The organism is Burkholderia sp. BE12 (assembly GCF_002959955.1).
Taxonomy (GTDB): domain Bacteria; phylum Pseudomonadota; class Gammaproteobacteria; order Burkholderiales; family Burkholderiaceae; genus Burkholderia.
Genome location: NZ_PREY01000027.1, coordinates 21,734 through 38,963, shown reverse-complemented (window position 1 = coordinate 38,963; position 17,230 = coordinate 21,734). Strand labels below are relative to the sequence as shown.

The following is a 17,230-nucleotide window of genomic DNA, read 5'->3' as shown; positions in this document are numbered from 1 at the left end:
TCTCCGACCGCGCCTTTGTCAAAGAGCGAAAGCCATCCGGCCCGCGCTCACCCCGTTGTTCGGTCGTTTTTCATGCGTTGCCCGGGCCGCGCCTTCGTCATGCGCGGGCGCGATCCCGTCTTCGAGCGACGCGCAGATTTCGTCCGCGCGGCGCGCCAGTACCGACAGCAGCGTGTCGGACAGGCCGTGGCTGTCTTCGCAGCAGCCTTGCAGATAGATGCGCGGCGCGAAGTGCTCGGGCGTCGCGAGCAGGTAGTCGCGCGTCACGTCGCCGCGCGTGAGCGCATCGCCCAGATGCGGCGCGAGGCCTTCGAGCAGCGCCGAATGCGTGTCGCGGCGGTAGCCGGTCGCGAGCACGAGCGCGTCGAAGCGCTCGACGCGCGTGGCGCCGCTCAACCGGTCGCGCAACGTCAACTCGATGCGGCCGTCGGCGGTGCGCACCGCGGCCTCGATCGCGCTGTTTGCGAGCAGCGCATGACGCGGCGTGCCGTCGATGCGCTGCAGGTAAAGCATTTCGTAGATCTGCTCGATCAGCGGCCGGTCGACCACCGCGTAGTTCGTGTCGCGATAACGCTCGAGCAGCGCGCGGCGCGCGTCGTGTGGCTGCGCATAGACGACGTCGGTGAATTCGGGGCTGAAGATTTCGTTGACGAACGGGCTGTCGTCGGCCGGCTTCAGGGCGCCCGCGCGCATCACGAGGCTTGCGTCGACGTGCGGGAAGCGGCGCGCGAGGTCGATGAACACCTCGGCCGCGCTCTGCCCCGCCCCGATCACCGCGACGCGGCGGCGCTCGCCGTCGGGCGATGCGACGAGCCGGTCGATATCGGTCAGGTAAGACGACGAATGGATCACGCGGTCGCGGCCGAGCGCGGCGAACGCATCCGGAATCGCCGGCGTGCCGCCGACGCCGACCGACAGCGCCCGCGTGACGCGCTGGCGCTCGTGGCCGGCCGCGTCGCGCGACAGCACGCGCAGTGCGTCGATTCTCGCGCCATCGCCGCGCACGGGCTCGATTCCCAGCACGGTCTCGCTGTAATGGACGCGATCGTCGAACGCCTCGGCAACCCAGCTCAGGTAGTCGTGGAATTCGACGCGGGTCGGATAGAAGTTCTTCAGGTTGACGAATTCGTTCAGCCGGCCGCGTTCGAACAGGTAGTTGATGAACGTGTAGCGGCTTTTCGGATCGCGCATCGTGACGAGATCCTTCAGAAACGAGATCTGCATCCGGCAGTCGTCGAGCAGCATCCCGCGATGCCAGCCGAACTCCGGCTGGCGCTCGACGAAGCAATGGGCCAGCGTGTGCGCACCGCCGCGCTCCGCGAGGCGCACGGCCAGCGCCAGATTCGACGGCCCGAAGCCCACGCCGATCAGGTCGAATACGGTTTCTCTCTGCATGTCTCAGCTCCCTTGTCGATGAATCCGGCCCGTCAGACGTGACGGCCGGAGAAGAACGTCTCGCGCAGCGTGCGCATCCACAGCGGCTGCGCATCGGCCAGCGCGAGGCGGCGCTGCCGCGCGAAGCCGTGCCGCGCGAGATGGTCGGCAACCCGCGTGTGGCCGGCCGGAACGGCACAGCCGACCGCTTCGGTACGCAGGTCGTCGAGAAACAGGTAATGCACGACGGACGGCAGCCAGCCGGCCACGCGGTGCGGGCCGCGCCAGCGCGGCTCGCCGACCAGCATCCGCAGCCCGCGGTCGTAGTCGCACGCCGCGACGTGCGGCGCGAGCGCGTCCTCTTTCAGCCAGAACGCTTCGAAATACGCGAACGGCTCGCCGTCGAAACAGCCGACGAGCGGCGTGACGTGCGGATCGGCTTCCTGCGGGCCTTGCACGCCGCATCGCGCGGGTCGTGCGGCCGGCCAGCCATCGCGTACACGCGGCTCGTCGAACCAGCGCGCGAGCCGCTCGGCGTCCTCCGCCGGCTGCCAGCCGCGCAGCGTGAAGCGCACGCCGAGCGCCGGCAGATCGCGCGCGTAGACGTCGCCGCGCGGTGCGGGCGGCCGGCGCGGATGACGTCGGCCGTCGGTGATCGTCGGCAGCGTCGCGCACGGCAGAGGCGCGCCGATGAGCCACAGATCGGCCTGTTGCGCCCAGCCGTCGCGCACGCAGCGGCCGCCGTCGGCGAGGACGCCGCTCGCGCGCAGCGCGTCGAGCGCGACCGCCGGCCACGCGGCCGGGTCGAGCCGGATCGCGGCGTGGCGCGCGCTGTCCGAAAACGCCGCGGCCAGTGCGGCCAGCAGCGCCCGCCGCTGGTCGGCCGGCGCCGCGCGATGGTTGTAGGCGACGAGGCGCAGCGCGCCGTCGTCCGCGAGTTGCGCGCGCAGCAACTGCGCGCCGATCCCGTCGCCCTGCGCGACGCGGATCTGCGCGCCGTCGCGCACGGCGAACAGGCCGTCCGCGAACGCGAGGCGGTAGGTATCGAGCATCGTGAATCCGTCCGGACGCACCTCAGCCAGCATGGCGCGCCTCCTGTCCCGTTTTCGTTTTCGCTTGCGCATCGAGCCGCGCGCCGAGCGCCGCGAGCGTCGGCGCCGCGAACACGTCGGCGACCGTCAGCGTGTGACCGGAACGGCTTGCGGCGTCGACGAAGCGCACGACGTCGAACGATGTCACACCGGCTTCGAACAGGTCCGTATCGGGCTCGGGAGCGGCCGTCGCGAACGTGTCCGACCACAGCGCGGCGAGCACGGCGGCGGCATGCGACGGCATTGCGTGGGGCCGTGTTGCGCCGCTGGCGCGTGCGTTGAACGCAGCGTGCGTGTCGGCGCGCGCATCGGGCGCGCCGAGCGCGGCTTCCGACGCACCGGCGAAACGCGCGACTTCGTCGTGATACAGATCGACGAGTACGTCGACGAAATCGCGCGCGAGCAGTTCGTCCGCATACGAGAACGCGGCGCTCACGCGGCCGTCCGGATGCTCGACGACGTCCAGCTCCAGCGTGAACACGACGCGATGGCGCACGTCGTCGAATTCGGCCAGCGACAGGCCGGCCCAGTCGCGCGCGGCCGCACCGGTCGGGCGCAGGTAGTTGAACATCACCTGGAACAGCGGATTGGCCTGCGCGGCACGCGGCGCGCGCAACGCGGCCACGACGTCGGCGAACGGCACGTCGGCATGCGCATACGCGGCGAGCGCCGTGTCGCGCACTTGCGCGAGCACGTCCGCGCGACGCGCGGCCGGGTCGATCCGCGTACGCACGACGACCGAGTTGATGAACAGGCCAAGCGCCGCGCGGGCCGCGTCGCCCGTAAGCTCGCGCGTCGATGCAAGCACGCCGACCGGCTGGTCGGCCGCGCCCGTCGTGCGGAACAGCGCGGTGTTGAGCGCCGCGTGCAGCAGCATCGGCAGCGTGGCGTGCGCGGCCGACGCGGCGTCGCGTGCGGCGCGAATCAGTTGCGCATCGAATTCGAACGCGATGCGGGCCGCGCGCCATTGCGGCAGGGCCGGCGCGTCCGCGCGCTGCGGCAGCACGCGCGACGGCAGATCGGCCAGTGCGTCACGCCAGTACGCGACTCGGGCCGGATGGCACGGCGCGGGCAGCACGAGTGGCACGGCCGGTTGAGCGGCTTCGTCGACCGGTGCTACGTCGCCGCGCACACGGGCGACGTAGCGGGCGCGCACCGCGTCGAGCCACAGCTCGATCGATTCGCCATCCGACACGATGTGGTGAATCGTCACCGACAGTACGTGATCGTCCGCACCGAGCCGCAACACGCGGGCACGCCACAGCGGCGCGTCGGCCGCGAGATCGAACGGCGCGAGCGCATCCGCGTCGGTCAGCGCGACCGCGCGGGCCAGCGCATCGTCTTGGGCCGACAAATCGATCATCGGCAGATCGACGGCGATGTCTGCCTCGATCCGCTGGCCCGGCAGCGTACCGTCGCGAGCGACGAGCCGCGCGCGCAGCGCCGGATGCACGGCCGCCGCATCCGAGAACGCCGCGCGTAGCGCATCGACGTCGAGCGGACCGCGCACGCGCAGCGCGACCGGAATGTTGTATGCGGCGCTGTCCGGCTGCGCGCGCCACAGGAACCACAGGCCGAGTTGCGCGGGCGACAGCGGCCACACGCCGTGCGCATCGGGTTTGGCGACCGCGACGCCCGGCGCCGCGGCACCGGCATGTGCCGCACGTGGCGCGTCGGCCACCTGCAGTGCGTACTGCGCGAGCACCGGCGCCTCGAGCAGCGCGCGCACCGGCACGTCGCGGCCGAGCCGTTCGGCCACCCGCGTCGCGACGCGCACGGCGGCGAGCGAATGGCCGCCGAGATCGAAGAAGTGATCGCCGCGGCCGACGCGCTCGAGATTCAGCACGTCGCACCAGATCGCCGCGAGCGCGGCTTCGTCACCGTCGTGCGGCGCCTCATATGCCCGTTCGACACGCACGGGCGCCGGCAGCCGCGCGCGGTCGACCTTGCTGTTCGCGTTGCGCGGCAGCGCGTCGAGCACGATCAGTTGCGCGGGCACCATGTAGTCGGGCAGCGTGCGGCGCAGGTGCGCGTCGAGCGTCGCGGCTTCGACCGGCTGCGCGGCTGCCTGCGCCTCGGCGGTCAGTTCGACGTACGCGACGAGCTGCGCGAGCGCGCCCTGCCCGTGCACGACCGCGCATGCTTCGCGTACCGCGTCGTGCGCGGCGAGCTGCGCTTCGATTTCGCCGAGTTCGATGCGCAGGCCGCGCAGCTTCACCTGGTGATCGACGCGGCCGATGAAATCGAATACGCCGTCCGCGCGACGCCGCACGAGGTCGCCGGTACGGTACAGTCGCGCGCCCGGCGCGCCGTACGGATCGGGTACGAAGCGCTCGGCCGTCAGCGCGGGGCGGTCGAGGTAGCCGCGTGCGACGCCGATCCCCTCGCCGCCCAGATACAGTTCGCCGATCACGCCGACCGGCAGCGGATGCAGCCGCGCGTCGAGCACGTGCGCGGTGCGCGCGCCGACCAGCGTGCCGATCGGCAGATACGCGGCGTCGCCGAGCTTCGCGAGATCGTCGCCGGGACGGAACATCCACAGCGTCGGCGTGATGACCGTTTCGGTCGGGCCGTAGCCGTTGACCACGCGCACGTTCGGCAGCGCACGGCGCAACATCGCGAACGCCTCGCGCGACGTCGCCTCGCCGCCGACGGTCAGCGAACGCAGCGTCGGCGGCGCGCCGTGCGCGAGCGCCCATTCGGCGAGCTGTGCCGCGCAGCCGGGCGGCACGTAGGTCATCGTCACGCCGTCGCGGATCATCATCGCGCAGGTCTGCGCGGGCGGCCACAGTACGTCGGCCGTCACCGACACGGCGGCGCCCGACATGTATTGCGAAAACCAGCCCTCGTGCGCGCCGTCGAAATTGACCGACTGAAACAGCAGGAACACGTCGTTCTCGCCCGCGCCATAACGCTCGGCGATCGCCGCGCAATGCAGCGCGAACGACGCATGGTCGACGATCACGCCTTTCGGCTTGCCGGTCGAGCCCGACGTGTAGATCGCGTAGGCTGCATGGCCCGGCAGCACGTCGGGCAGCGCGACACCCGCGGCTTCGTCGAGTGCATCGATTTCGTCGGCGCGCCACACGCGCAGTTCCGGCAGCTCGGGCAGCGACGCGGCGCTCGCGGCGTCGGTCAGGACGTGCACGATGTTCGCGTCGCCGACGATCTGCGCGAGCCGTTCGCGCGGATGAGCCGGGTCGAGCGGCACGAACGCGGCGCCCGACTTCAGCACCGCGATCAGCGCGACGAGCAGGTCGACCGAGCGCTGCAGCGCGACGCCCACACGCATCTCGGGGCGCACGCCGGCCGCCACCAGATGGCGCGCCAGGCGAGCCGCGCGTGCATCGACTTCGCCGCGCGTCAATGCGCGATCGATATCGGCGACGCCGCGTGCATCGGGCCGCGCGCGTGCATGCGCCGCGATGCGTGCATGCACCGGAACGAACGGCTCGGCAGCGCTCGCGCCGGCCGGCGCGTTCCACGCGAAGAGCTGTGCGCGCTCGTCGGCAGGCAGCCAGTCGAGATCGCCGATCGACTGATCCGGGCGCGCGAGCGCATCGGTCAGCAGCGTGACGAAGCGCGCGGCCAGCCGGGCGATCGCATCCGCGTCGAACAGGTCGAGCGCGTAGATGAAGGCGGCGTCGAAGGTGCCGTCCGGTGTCGCTTCGACGGACAGCGTCAGGTCAAATTTCGCGGACGGCGTACCCGACGGCAGCAACACGGCCGACGCCGCGCCGAGTGCCGGCAGCGCGCGGCGTTCGCCGTACGCGGCCATCACCTGGAACAGCGGATGGTGGCTGGCGCTGCGCGGCACGCCGAGGGCGTCGACCACCTGCTCGAACGGCACGTCCTGGTGCATCTGGGCGTCGACGAGCGCGCGCTGCGTACGCGCGACCAGCGACGAGAAATCGCCGTTCGCGGGCACGTCGACGTCGATCGCCAGCGTGTTGACGAAGAAGCCGATCAGGCCGGCGACTTCCGCGCGCTCGCGGTTCGCGGCCGGCACGCCGACGCAGATCCGTGCGTCGCCGGTCGCGCGCGCCAGCAGCGCGTCGAGCGCCGCGAGCAGCACCGCGAACGGCGTCGCGCCGGACGCGGCCGCGAATGCGCGCAACTGCGCACCGAGGCGCGCGTCGAGTGAAAACACATGACGCGCGCCGCGCGCACTGCGCCGCGCCGGCCGTGCAGTCGCGCCCGGCAGCGTCAGCACGCCGCGCTGCGGATCGAGCCGCTCGCGCCAGAACGCGAGCTGACGGTCGCGCTCGCCGGCGTCGAGCCAGCGGCGCTGCCACAGCGCATAGTCGGCGTACTGGATCGGCAGCGGCGCGAGCGGCACCGGCTCGCCCGACGCATACGCGCGATAGAACGCCGCGAGTTCGGACAGCATCACGCCCGACGACCAGCCGTCCGACACGATGTGATGCACGGTCAGTGCGAGCCAGTGATGCGTCGCGTCGAAGCGAATCAGATGCGCGCGCACGAGCGGCGCCGTGCCGAGATCGAACGGTTCGGCTTCGTCGGCCATTGCGACCGCTTCCGCGCCCGGCACGCGCTGCGCATCCGGCAATGCGTCGAGATCGGTTTCGCGCCACGGGCAGCGCAACGGCGCGTGGATCGTTTGCGTGACGCCGTCCTGCGCTTCGTCGAAGGTCGTGCGCAGCGCTTCGTGGCGCGCGATCAGCGCATCGCATGCAAGGCGAAGCGCATGCGCGTCGAGCGGTCCCGTCAGCGCCAGGCGCTCGGTGATGTGATAGGCGTCGGGCGTATCGATCAGCCGCGCGTGCAGCCACAGCCGCGTCTGCGCGAACGCCGCCGGCACGCGGTCGCCGCGCGCCGTGCGCGGCGGGATCGGCAGTACGCGGAAGTCGATGCCGGCCGCGCCGAGCTTGTCGATGAAGACCGCGCGCTGCGCGTCGGGCAGTTGCGCGAAACGCGTCGCGAGCGCGAGCCAGTCGGGTTGAACCTTCGTCATCCGTCGTCCTTATTGGGTTTCCAGTTCGCCGAGCAGCGCATCGATCGCGCTCGCCGCATCGGTCGCGCCGCGTGCCGCGCAGGCCGCGTCGATCGCTTGCGCGCAGCGCGCCAGCGTGCGCGTGTCGAACAGCGTGCGCAGCGGCAGCGCGAGCCCCCAGTGCAGATTGGCCTGCGCGTGGGCCTGCGTCGCGAGCAGCGAGTGGCCGCCGAGCAGGAAGAAATCGCCGTCGCGGCCGATCGCGTCCACGTGCAGCACGCGCTGCCAGATTTCGGCGAGCGCCCGCTCGGTATCGGTCGCGAGTTCGACGGCTTCGGTCGCTTCACGCACCGGCGCGGGCAGCGCATGGCGGTCGCACTTGCCGTTCGGCGTGACGGGCAATGCATCGAGTTCGATCAGCTGCGACGGCACCATGTACGCCGGCAGCTGCGCACGCAGTGCGTCGAGCAGCGCCGCGCGGTCGAGCGGGCCTGCGTCGCCTCGGGAGACATAGCCGACCAGTTGCTCGTCGCGCACGATCACGACCGCATCGTTGACGCCCGGCGCCGCGCGCAGCAGCGCCTCGATCTCGCCCGGCTCGATTCGCTGGCCGCGCAGCTTCACCTGCGTGTCGACCCGGCCGAGGTAGTCGAGCGCGCCGTCCGCGCGGCGGCGCGCGAGGTCGCCGGTGCGGTACATGCGTGCGCCCGGCACGAACGGATCGGGTACGAAGCGCTCGGCCGTCAGCGCCGGACGGCCGAGATAGCCGCGTGCGAGGCCCGCGCCCGCCAGATACAGTTCGCCGGTCGCGCCGGCCGGCACCGGCTGCCACGCGGCATCGAGCACGTGCAGTTGCAGGTTCGCGATCGGATGGCCGATCGGCACCGCGACCGCGTGCGCGTCGTCGGGGCCGCAGGTCCAGTGCGACACGTCGATCGCGGCTTCGGTCGGCCCGTACAGGTTCACGAGCGTCGCGTTCGGCAAGAGGCGGGCCATCTTCGCGACGAGTTCGGGCGCCAGCGCCTCCCCGCTCGCGACGACCAGGCGCACGCTGTCGCATTGCGCGGCGGCCGGGAAATCGTCGAGATGGGCGGCGAACGCGGCGAGCATCGACGGCACGAAATGCAGCACCGTCACGCCGTGCGCATGGATCGCGGCCGCGAGACGCGCCGGATCGCGATGGTCGCCCGGCGCGGCGATCGCGAGCTTCGCGCCGATCGCGAGCGGCCACACGAATTCCCACACCGACACGTCGAAGCCGAACGGCGTCTTGTGCAGCACGACGTCGTCGCGCGTCAGCCGGTATGCGTGCTGCATCCACGCGATCCGGTTCGCGAGCGCGCCGTGCGTGTTGCCGGCGCCCTTCGGCTTGCCGGTCGAGCCGGACGTGTAGATCAGGTACGCGAGCTGGGCGTCGTCGATCGTAGTGGCTGCATCGTCCACATCGCCCGCTTCGTCGGCCAGCAGATCCGCCACCGTCAGCAGTTGCGTCTCGGCACCCTCGCCCAGCGCGGCCTCGACCTGCTCGCGCAGATGCGCCTGCGTGATCGCGACGGCCGGCTGCGCGTCGCGCAGCAGGTAAGCGATGCGCTCGGCCGGATAGTCGGGGTCGACCGGCAGGTACGCGGCGCCGGCCTTCAGCACGCCGACGAGCGCCATCACCATGTCGAACGAGCGCTCGACGCACAGCGCGACCGGCGTGTCGGGCTGCACGCCGTGCCGGCGCAGCGCGGCGGCGATGCGCGACGTGCCGGCGTCGAGTTCGCGATAGGTCGCGCGCTGCACGCGGCCTTGAGCGTCCGCATATTCGAGCGCGATCGCGTCGGGCGTCGCGCGTGCCGCGTCGACGAATTGCAGGTGCAGCGGCTGCCGTCGTTCCATCGGCCAGGTACGCGCGGTGTCCTGCGCGCGCAGCAGCGCATCGCGGGCCGCATCGTCGGCGATCGACAGCGTGCCGAGCCGCACGTCCGGCGTACGGGCCAGCGCATCGAGCGCGCAGGCGAAGGCGCGGTGCCAGGTCTCGACCTGATGCGCGTCGATGCGCGCGGTGTCGTAGCCGTAGTCGATCGTCAGTTCGGCGCCGCTTTCGATCACGAGCGTCAGCGCGAAATCGGTCGATTCGATGCTGCGGATGTCGCTCAACGCCAGCGCACGCGGATCGCCATCACGCGCGGTGTCGTCCACCGGATAGTTCTCGAATACGACCAGCGTATCGAACAGTGCGCCGCCCGCCCCGCGCGCCCAGCGCTGGATGTCGGCCAACGGCGTGTGTGCGTGTTCGGCGGCGGCCGCGTTCTCGCGCTGCAGCGTTTGCAGCCAGTCGGCCGCACGTTGCTGCGGCGCCGGCGCGGTGATCACCGGCAGCGTGTTGATGAAAAGACCGAGCACCGAGTCGACGTCCGCGAGCGCATCGGGACGGCCCGCGACGGTTGCGCCGAACGCGACGGCCGGCTGGTGCGTCATCCGCTGCAGCGCAAGCGCCCATGCGCCCTGCACCAGCGTGTTGACGGTCAGTTTCAGCACGCGGGCCGTCTGCGCGACACGTGTCATCGTGTCGGCATCGAGCGTCGCGCGCCACGTGACCATCTCGGCGTCCGCGCGGTCGGCCGTGCGTTCCGCAATCAGCGTGGGCGCGTCGAGCCGTGCCAGGCGCCCGGTCCAGAAGCGCTCGTCGGCGTCGCGCTCGCGCGTGCCGAGCCATGCGATGAAGTCGCGATAGCGCAGCGCCGGACGGCTCGCGAACGGCGACACGGCATCGGGGTCGCGGTAGTCGCGCAGCACGTCGGCGAGCAGGCGAGCGGTGCTCCAGCCGTCGAGCAGCACGTGGTGACGCGTCCATACGACACGCCATGCGTCGTCCGTCACGCGGATCAGCGTGAGCCGCATCAGCGGCGGCTCGCGCCAGTCGAAGCCGCGCGCGCGGTCGGCCGCGAGCCACGCGTCGAAATCGGTGTCGAGCGTGTCGCCGCGCGTGCGCCAGTCGAACTGCTCGACCCGCATTTGCGCGTGGCGATGCACGCACTGCAGCGGCGCGGCTTCGTCCGGCATCACGCTCGTGCGCAGGATGTCGTGACGCGCGACGGACGCATCGAACGCGGCCGCGAGCCGGTCAGCGTCGAGCGCCGTGGCGGTCGCGACGAGCTGGTTCACGTAGCTCGCGTGGCCGGGCGCGAACAGCGCATGGAACAGGATGCCCTGCTGCATCGGCGACAGCGGATACACGTCGTCGATCGTGCGCCAGTCGAGCGGCGCGCGTTCGATCGCGGCCTGCGTGAGACCGGCGGCCTGCGCGAGCGGGAAATCGCCCGGCGTCGCGCCGGCGCCGCGATGCGCGACGCGCGACGCGCATGCATCGACGAGTTCGCGCAGCGCGGCCGCGAAGCGTTCGGCGAACGCGTCGATCGTCGCGCGTTCGAATTGCAGCGCACCGTAGACCCAGTGAACCTTCAGCGTGCGCGCGCCGTCGCCGTCCGTGTCGAGGTACGCATGGATCGCGAGCGTATTGCCGAGCGGGCCTTGGGGATCGCGCTCGACGCCGGTGCCGCCGAAACGCGGGACGAGCGTTGCATCGCGCGGCGCGTCGAACTGGCCGAGATAGTTGAACGTGACGCGCGGGCGCGGCACGGCGGCCAGCGTCGCGCGCGTCGCCGCATCGCCGTAGCATGCGAGCACGCCGAAGCCGAGTCCCTTGTGCGGCACCGCGCGCAGCGTGTCCTTGACCGCGCACAGCGTGTCGCGAACCGTCGCTTCGACCGGCAGCGTCACCGGGTAATGGCTCGTCAGCCAGCCGATCGTGCGGCTGGCATCCGCGTCGTCGAACAGCGCCTCGCGGCCGTGCCCTTCCAGTTCGACCCGACACGATGCGGCGCCGCGCGCGCCGGCCAGCGCCAGCGCGAGCGCCGCGCCGAGCAGCTCGATCGTCTGCGTGCGATAGGCCGCGTGCGCGTCGGTCAGTGCGGCGCGGGTCAATGCCGCGTCGATCGTCTGCACGACGACGGCCGCATCGGCGTTCGTCGCCGCTGCGTCCGGGTGATCGGGCACGATGTCGCTGCCGTGCGCCATGCCGGCCCAGTAGGCGGCTTCGGCGGCGAACGGCGACGCCGGCTCCGTTGCGGCGCGGGCAAGCCGTGCGGCCCATGCGTCCGCGCGCAGGCCCGGTTGCGACAGGCGGATCGACGTGCGCTCGCATGTGGCGCGGTAGGCCGTGTCGAGGTCGTCGAGCAGGATCCGCCACGACACGCCGTCGACGATCGCATGGTGAATCGCGAGATAAAGTCGCGTCGAACCGTCCGGCAACCGTGCCGCGCACGCGCAGGCGAGCGGCCCGCTGCCGAGATCGAGACGGCGCTGCAGCGCATCGAAGCGCGCCAGCGCGTCGGCTTCGTCGCGTGCGGCGACTTCGACGAACGGCAGCGCGTCGTACGGCTTCGCCGCATCGCTCGCGTGCCACGTGCCGTCCGCGCCGCGTACGAAGCGCTGACGGAATGCGTCGTGATGTGTGAGCAACGCGTCGAATGCGCGTGCGAACGCATCCGCGTCGAACGCGCCGCGCACATCGAAAGACACCGACTGGTTCCAGTGGCCGCGGCGCGGGATATCGAGCGCGAAGAAGCGCTGTTGCGCGGGCGTCAGGATCGGCGTGGCAGCCGGCGCGGCAACGGCAGGCGCGACTGCGCCTGCAAGCTGCACGGCGACGGCCGTGTCGTCCGTTTTCGCGATGCGAGCGAGTTCGGCGACGGTCGGCCCGTCGAACAGTTGCTTCGGCGTGAAGCGCACGCCGCGCTTGCGCGCACGGGCGATCACCTGCAGCACGAGGATCGAATCGCCGCCGAGTTCGAAGAAATTGTCGTCGCGGCCGACCTTCGGCGCCTTCAGCACGGCCTGCCAGACGTCGGCGAGGACCGTCTCGACCGCGCCCCGCGGCGCATCGCCTGACGCGACCGCGACCGGCACGGCCGCCAATTCGCGCAAGGCCGCGCGGTCGATCTTGCCGTTCGCCGTCACCGGCAGGCGCGCCAGGGCGACGAATTGCGCGGGCACCATGTAGTCGGGCAGCTTGGCGGCGAGCGCGGCGCGCACCGCGGCTTCGTCGAATGCCGTGCCGTCGCGCATCACGACGAACGTCGCGAGCCGCAAGCGGCCATCTTGCTCGATCGCGAGCGTTTCGGCCTGCGCGATCGGGCCGGCCGCACGCACGGCCGCACTCACCTCGCCCGGTTCGACGCGGTAACCGCGGATCTTCACCTGGTCGTCGATCCGGCCGAGGAATGCGAGACGGCCGTCCGCGCGCAACCGCACGCGGTCGCCCGTGCGATACAGCCGTGCGCCGGGCGTGAACGGATCGGGCACGAAGCGCTCGGCGGTTTGCGCCGGACGCCCGAGATAGCCGCGCGCGATGCCCGGCCCACCCAGATACAGCTCGCCCGTCGCGCCGGCCGGCACGCAGGCGCCGAACGCGTCGAGCACCAGCGCGCGCGCATTCGGCAGCGGCAGGCCGAGCGGCACGCCGCTCGCGGGGTCGCGCGCGTCGGCGGCAATCGACGCCGTGTTGCACGCGATCGCGCCGACCGTCGCTTCGGTCGGCCCGTAATGGTTGATCACGCGGCAGGCCGGCGCGAGCGCGGCCAGCCGTGCGACGAGGGCCCACGTGAGTGTTTCGCCGCCCGTGACGAGCGCGTGGCGCGGCAGCACGTCGGCCGGCACGCGCGCATCGAGCAGCGCCTGCAGGTGGCTCGGCACGATCTTCAGCACGCCGACGTCGCGACCCCGCATTTCGTCGGCGAACCGATCCGGATCGAATGCGCACGCGGCCGGCAGCAGATGCAGCGTGCGGCCCGCGCACAACGCGCCGAACAGCGTCGTGTGGCCGAGATCGGCGGCGACGGTCGAGACCATCGCGAACGACGCGTCGGGTGCGAACGCGAGTTCGTCGAGCATCCCCTGCACGTAGTCGGCCAGCGCGCCGTGCGAGACGACGACGCCCTTCGGCGTGCCGGTCGACCCCGACGTATAGATCAGGTACGCGCCCTGTTGCGGGTGCGGCACGACGCGTACGCCGGCCGCATGGGCGAGCGTCGCGTCCTGCGCGAGCGCGTCGACGTCGAGCGGCTGTGCGTCGAGGCCGGCCGGCCATGCGACCGGCTCCGCGACGAGCGCCCAGCGCGCGCCGCAGTCCGCAGCCGCCGCGGCGAGTCGCGCGGCCGGCTGCGCGGGGTCGAGCAGCACGGCCAGCGCGCCGGCTTTCAGCGCGCCGAGCAGGCCGACGACGAAACGCGCCGAACGCTCGATGCAGACGACGACCGCCGCTTCGGCAGCCACGCCGCGTTGCGCCAGCGCCCGCGCGATGCGGTTCGATGCGTCGTCCAGTTCGGCGAACGTCAGCGAAGTCGATGCGTCGGAAAGCGCGATGCGATGCGGATACGCGGCCGCCTGCCGTGCAAATGCGGCGACGATGTCGGCATGCTCGATACGCAGCGCACGGCCGTCGCGCGGCTGGCGCGACGCAGCCGATGCATCGCACGGCAGCGCGGCCGTCGTGTGCCGCGGATCGCGCGCGGCCGCGCCGACGAGCGCCGCATAGCTGTCGAGCCACGCACGCGCGGTATCGGCATCGATGCAGTCGGTCGCATAGGCCGCGACCAGTTCGATCCCGTTCGCGTCGTCGGTGAAATCGAGCGCGAAATCGAAGCGTGCGGCGAGATCGGGCCCCGGCGTCGCGACCGCCGTGGCGCCCGGCAGCACGCTGTCGTGCCGCGCGTCGAACTGCTGCGCGAACTTCACTCGCAGCCATTCGTCGCCGCGCTTGACGGGCGGCTTCACCGCGTCCACGACGCGCTCGAACGGCACGTCCTGGTGCGCGACCGCGTCGAGCGCCGCGGTACGCGCCGCGTCGACGAGCGCGCGGAACGGCAGCGTCGGCGCCACGCGTACGCGCAGCGCGACCGTATTCAGGAAAAGACCCAGCAACGCGCGCGTTTCGGGGCGCTGGCGATGCGCGACCGGCACCGCGACGACCACGTCCGTTTCGCCGGTCAGGCGCGACAGCCACGCGTCGAGCGCGGCCAGCAGCACCGTGAAGACAGTGGCCTGTGCGTCGCGTGCAAGTTGCCGCACGTCGGCCGCGACCGCATCGGGCAGGCGCACCGACACGCGTGCGCCGTGCAGCGTGCGTACCGCGCCCGGCTGGCGGTCGACCGGCAGCGCGAGCGGGCCCGGCACGTCGCGCAGCGCGCCGCGCCAGTAGTCGAGCTGGCGCTCGCCCTCGCCGCCGGCCAGCACGTCACGCTGCCAGTCCGCGTAGTCCGCGTACTGGATCGGCAATTCGGGCAGCGACGGTTCGCGGCCTTCGGCATACGCGCGGTACGCAGCCGACAGTTCGTCGAACGCGCAGCGCGAACTCCAGCCGTCGGTGATTGCGTGATGCGCGGTCAGCAGCAGGCGGTGACGATCGTCGGCGAGCGCGATCAGCGTCGCGCGCAGCAGCGGGCCGCGCGCGAGGTCGAACGGCTCGGCCGCATCGCGCTCGGCGAGACGGGCGGCTTGCGCGTCGCGGGCGGCGGGCGGCTGGTCGCGCAGGTCGACCGCGGTGATCGGCACCGGCAGATGCGCATGAATCCGCTGCATCACGACACCGTCGTCGTTGTCGACGAGCGTCGTGCGCCATGCCTCGTGACGGCCGATCACGTGATCGAGCGCACGCTGCAGCGCGTCGCGGTCGAGCACGCCGTCGATCGTCCAGTGTGCGGCGATGTGATACGCGGCGCTTGCGTCGCGCGTTTGCGCGAGCACCCAGAAGCGTTGCTGTGCGAGCGATGCTGCACGGTCGATGTGCGGCGCACCCGATGTGGCCGCATCGGCCGGCGCACGGCGCGCGGCAATCGCGGCCAGCGATTCGCCGGTCTCGGGTTCCGCACGGTCGACCGTTTCGGCCAGTTCGGCGAGCGCTGGATCCGCGAACAGCGTATCGAGCCGCAGATTCACGCGCACGGCGGCACGGATCGCGGCCTGCAACTGCATCGCGGCGAGCGAATCGGCGCCCAGCGCGAAGAAGCGATCGTCGCGCGACGGCGTGACGTCGAGGCCCAGCAGCGTCTGCCAGAGGCCCGCGATCCGCTGTTCGGTCGGCGTGCGCGGCGCATCGCCGGCAGCTTGCGTCGCGTCGCGCGCGGCGGCGATCCGCTCGCGCAGCGCGGTACGGTCGAGCTTGCCGTTCAGCGTGTACGGCAGCGCATCGCAACGCACGAACCGGTGCGGTTGCCACGCGGCCGGCAATTGCGCGGCCACGTGCGTCTTCAATGCGGCATCGTCGGCCGGCGCGCGCAGCGCGACGCACGCAATCAGCCGCGTCGGCCCGTGGGCGGTGTCGGCTACCACGGCCGCGTCGGCCACGGCCGGGTGCGAGCGCAGGCATGCGGCGATTTCCGCCGGCTCCACGCGCACGCCGCGCACCTGAACCTGATCGTCGAGGCGGCCGAGATAGTCGAACGCGCCGTCGTCGCGCACGCGTGCGAGGTCGCCGGTGCGATAGACGCGCGCGCCGGGTTCGCCGTGCGCATCGGGAATGAAACGTTCGGCCGTGAGCGCCGCGCGACCGTGATAACCACGGGCGACGCAGACGCCGCCGAGCAGCAGCTCGCCCACCCCGTCGGCTTCGGCGCCGCCGATGCGGGCGACACGCGGGCCGATCACGCGGCCGATCGGCAGCGACGCATACGCGTCGTCCGCGGCCAGCAGCGGCGTTTCGCCCGGCTCGACCGGCCACAGCATCGGCGAGATCACGGCCTCGGTCGGCCCGTAACCGTTGATCAGGCGGACTGCCGGGAACGTGCGGCGCACGAATTCGAACGCCTGCTGCGGCAGCGCTTCGCCGCCGAACGCGAGTACGCGCAATGCCGGCGGCACGCCGTCGCGTGCGGCGACGGCTGCGAACTCGCGCAGGTAAGCCGGCGGAAATGCCGCGACGCTGACCGCTTCGCGCACCATCAGCGCATGCGCGGCGTCCGGCGCGAACGGCTGCGGCGGCGCGACGACGATGCCGGCGCCGACCGCGAGCGGCGCGAGCCAGCATTCGTGCGCGGCGTCGAAATTGACCGACGCGAAATGCAGCAGACGGTCGCCCGCCTCGATCGGCAGCGCGGCCGCGAGCGCGTCGCAATGCGCGGCGAGCGGCCCGTGCTCGACGACCACCGCCTTCGGCGTGCCGGTCGAGCCCGACGTATAGATCATGTATGCGGCCGAACGCGGATGCACGGCCACGGTGTCGTCATCGAACGCATCATCCTGCGCGACGCCCGATGCATCGGCCGTCGCATCGAACGCGTGTTCGAACGGCGTGCCGAGCGCCGCCCGGCCGGCCGCGTCGACGATGCCGTGCCGCAGTTGCGCGTCCTGCACGATCCAGTCGAGGCGTGCGCTCGGATGGCGCGGATCGAGCGGCACGAATACGCCGCCCGCCTTGAGCACGGCCAGCAGCGCGACGAACAGTTCGCACGAACGTTCGACACACACGCCGACCCGCACTTCGGCGCCGACGCCGGCCGCGCGCAGTTGCCGGGCGAGTTGCGATGCACGTGCGTCGAGCGCGCCGCGCGACAGGCGCAGGTCGTTCTGGAAAGGCACCGCGATGGCGGGTGCGTCGGGCGCGAGGCGCGCCAGTTCGCGGATTCGGTGATGCAGCGCAGTCGGGAAACTCGTCATGTGCGTGAAGTCCTTCGGTCCGGCCGCTTCGGCCAAGTCTCGGGGCCGCTTGGGGCGGCTTCACTGGTGTGACGAACGGCGCGGCCGATTTTTTACCGTTTTGCACGCAAAGTGC

4 protein-coding genes are annotated in these 17,230 nt (G+C 71.9%); all 4 read right to left on the bottom strand.

The window, feature by feature from the left end; translation table 11 throughout:
- Window positions 1–18: 18 nt before the first annotated feature.
- From C4B30_RS25880 to C4B30_RS25865, 4 genes are read right to left on the bottom strand one after another with little or no spacing between them, the layout of a single operon-like run.
- The gene (locus tag C4B30_RS25880) at window positions 19–1,395 is read right to left on the bottom strand and encodes a lysine N(6)-hydroxylase/L-ornithine N(5)-oxygenase family protein (protein ID WP_027784419.1); all 1,377 of its coding nucleotides are present in this window, start codon (window positions 1,393–1,395) and stop codon (window positions 19–21) included.
- Window positions 1,396–1,427: 32 nt separating this feature from the next.
- Window positions 1,428–2,459, bottom strand: a complete 1,032-nt coding sequence (locus tag C4B30_RS25875; protein ID WP_027784418.1) for a GNAT family N-acetyltransferase — start codon at window positions 2,457–2,459, stop codon at window positions 1,428–1,430.
- Window positions 2,449–7,440 (bottom strand): non-ribosomal peptide synthetase, encoded by a 4,992-nt coding sequence (locus C4B30_RS25870; protein ID WP_027784417.1) that lies wholly within the window; start codon window positions 7,438–7,440, stop codon window positions 2,449–2,451. Before C4B30_RS25870 ends, C4B30_RS25875 begins: the two co-directional genes overlap by 11 nt.
- 9 nt (window positions 7,441–7,449) lie before the next feature.
- The gene (locus C4B30_RS25865) at window positions 7,450–17,115 is read right to left on the bottom strand and encodes a non-ribosomal peptide synthetase (RefSeq protein ID WP_027784416.1); all 9,666 of its coding nucleotides are present in this window, start codon (window positions 17,113–17,115) and stop codon (window positions 7,450–7,452) included.
- Window positions 17,116–17,230: the final 115 nt, after the last annotated feature.

Coding starts and splice junctions, on each gene's coding strand:
- C4B30_RS25865 (WP_027784416.1), bottom strand. CDS start 17,115: ATGACGAGTTTCCCGACTGCGCTGCATCACCGAATCCGCGAACTGGCG.
- C4B30_RS25875 (WP_027784418.1), bottom strand. CDS start 2,459: ATGCTGGCTGAGGTGCGTCCGGACGGATTCACGATGCTCGATACCTAC.
- C4B30_RS25880 (WP_027784419.1), bottom strand. CDS start 1,395: ATGCAGAGAGAAACCGTATTCGACCTGATCGGCGTGGGCTTCGGGCCG.
- C4B30_RS25870 (WP_027784417.1), bottom strand. CDS start 7,440: ATGACGAAGGTTCAACCCGACTGGCTCGCGCTCGCGACGCGTTTCGCG.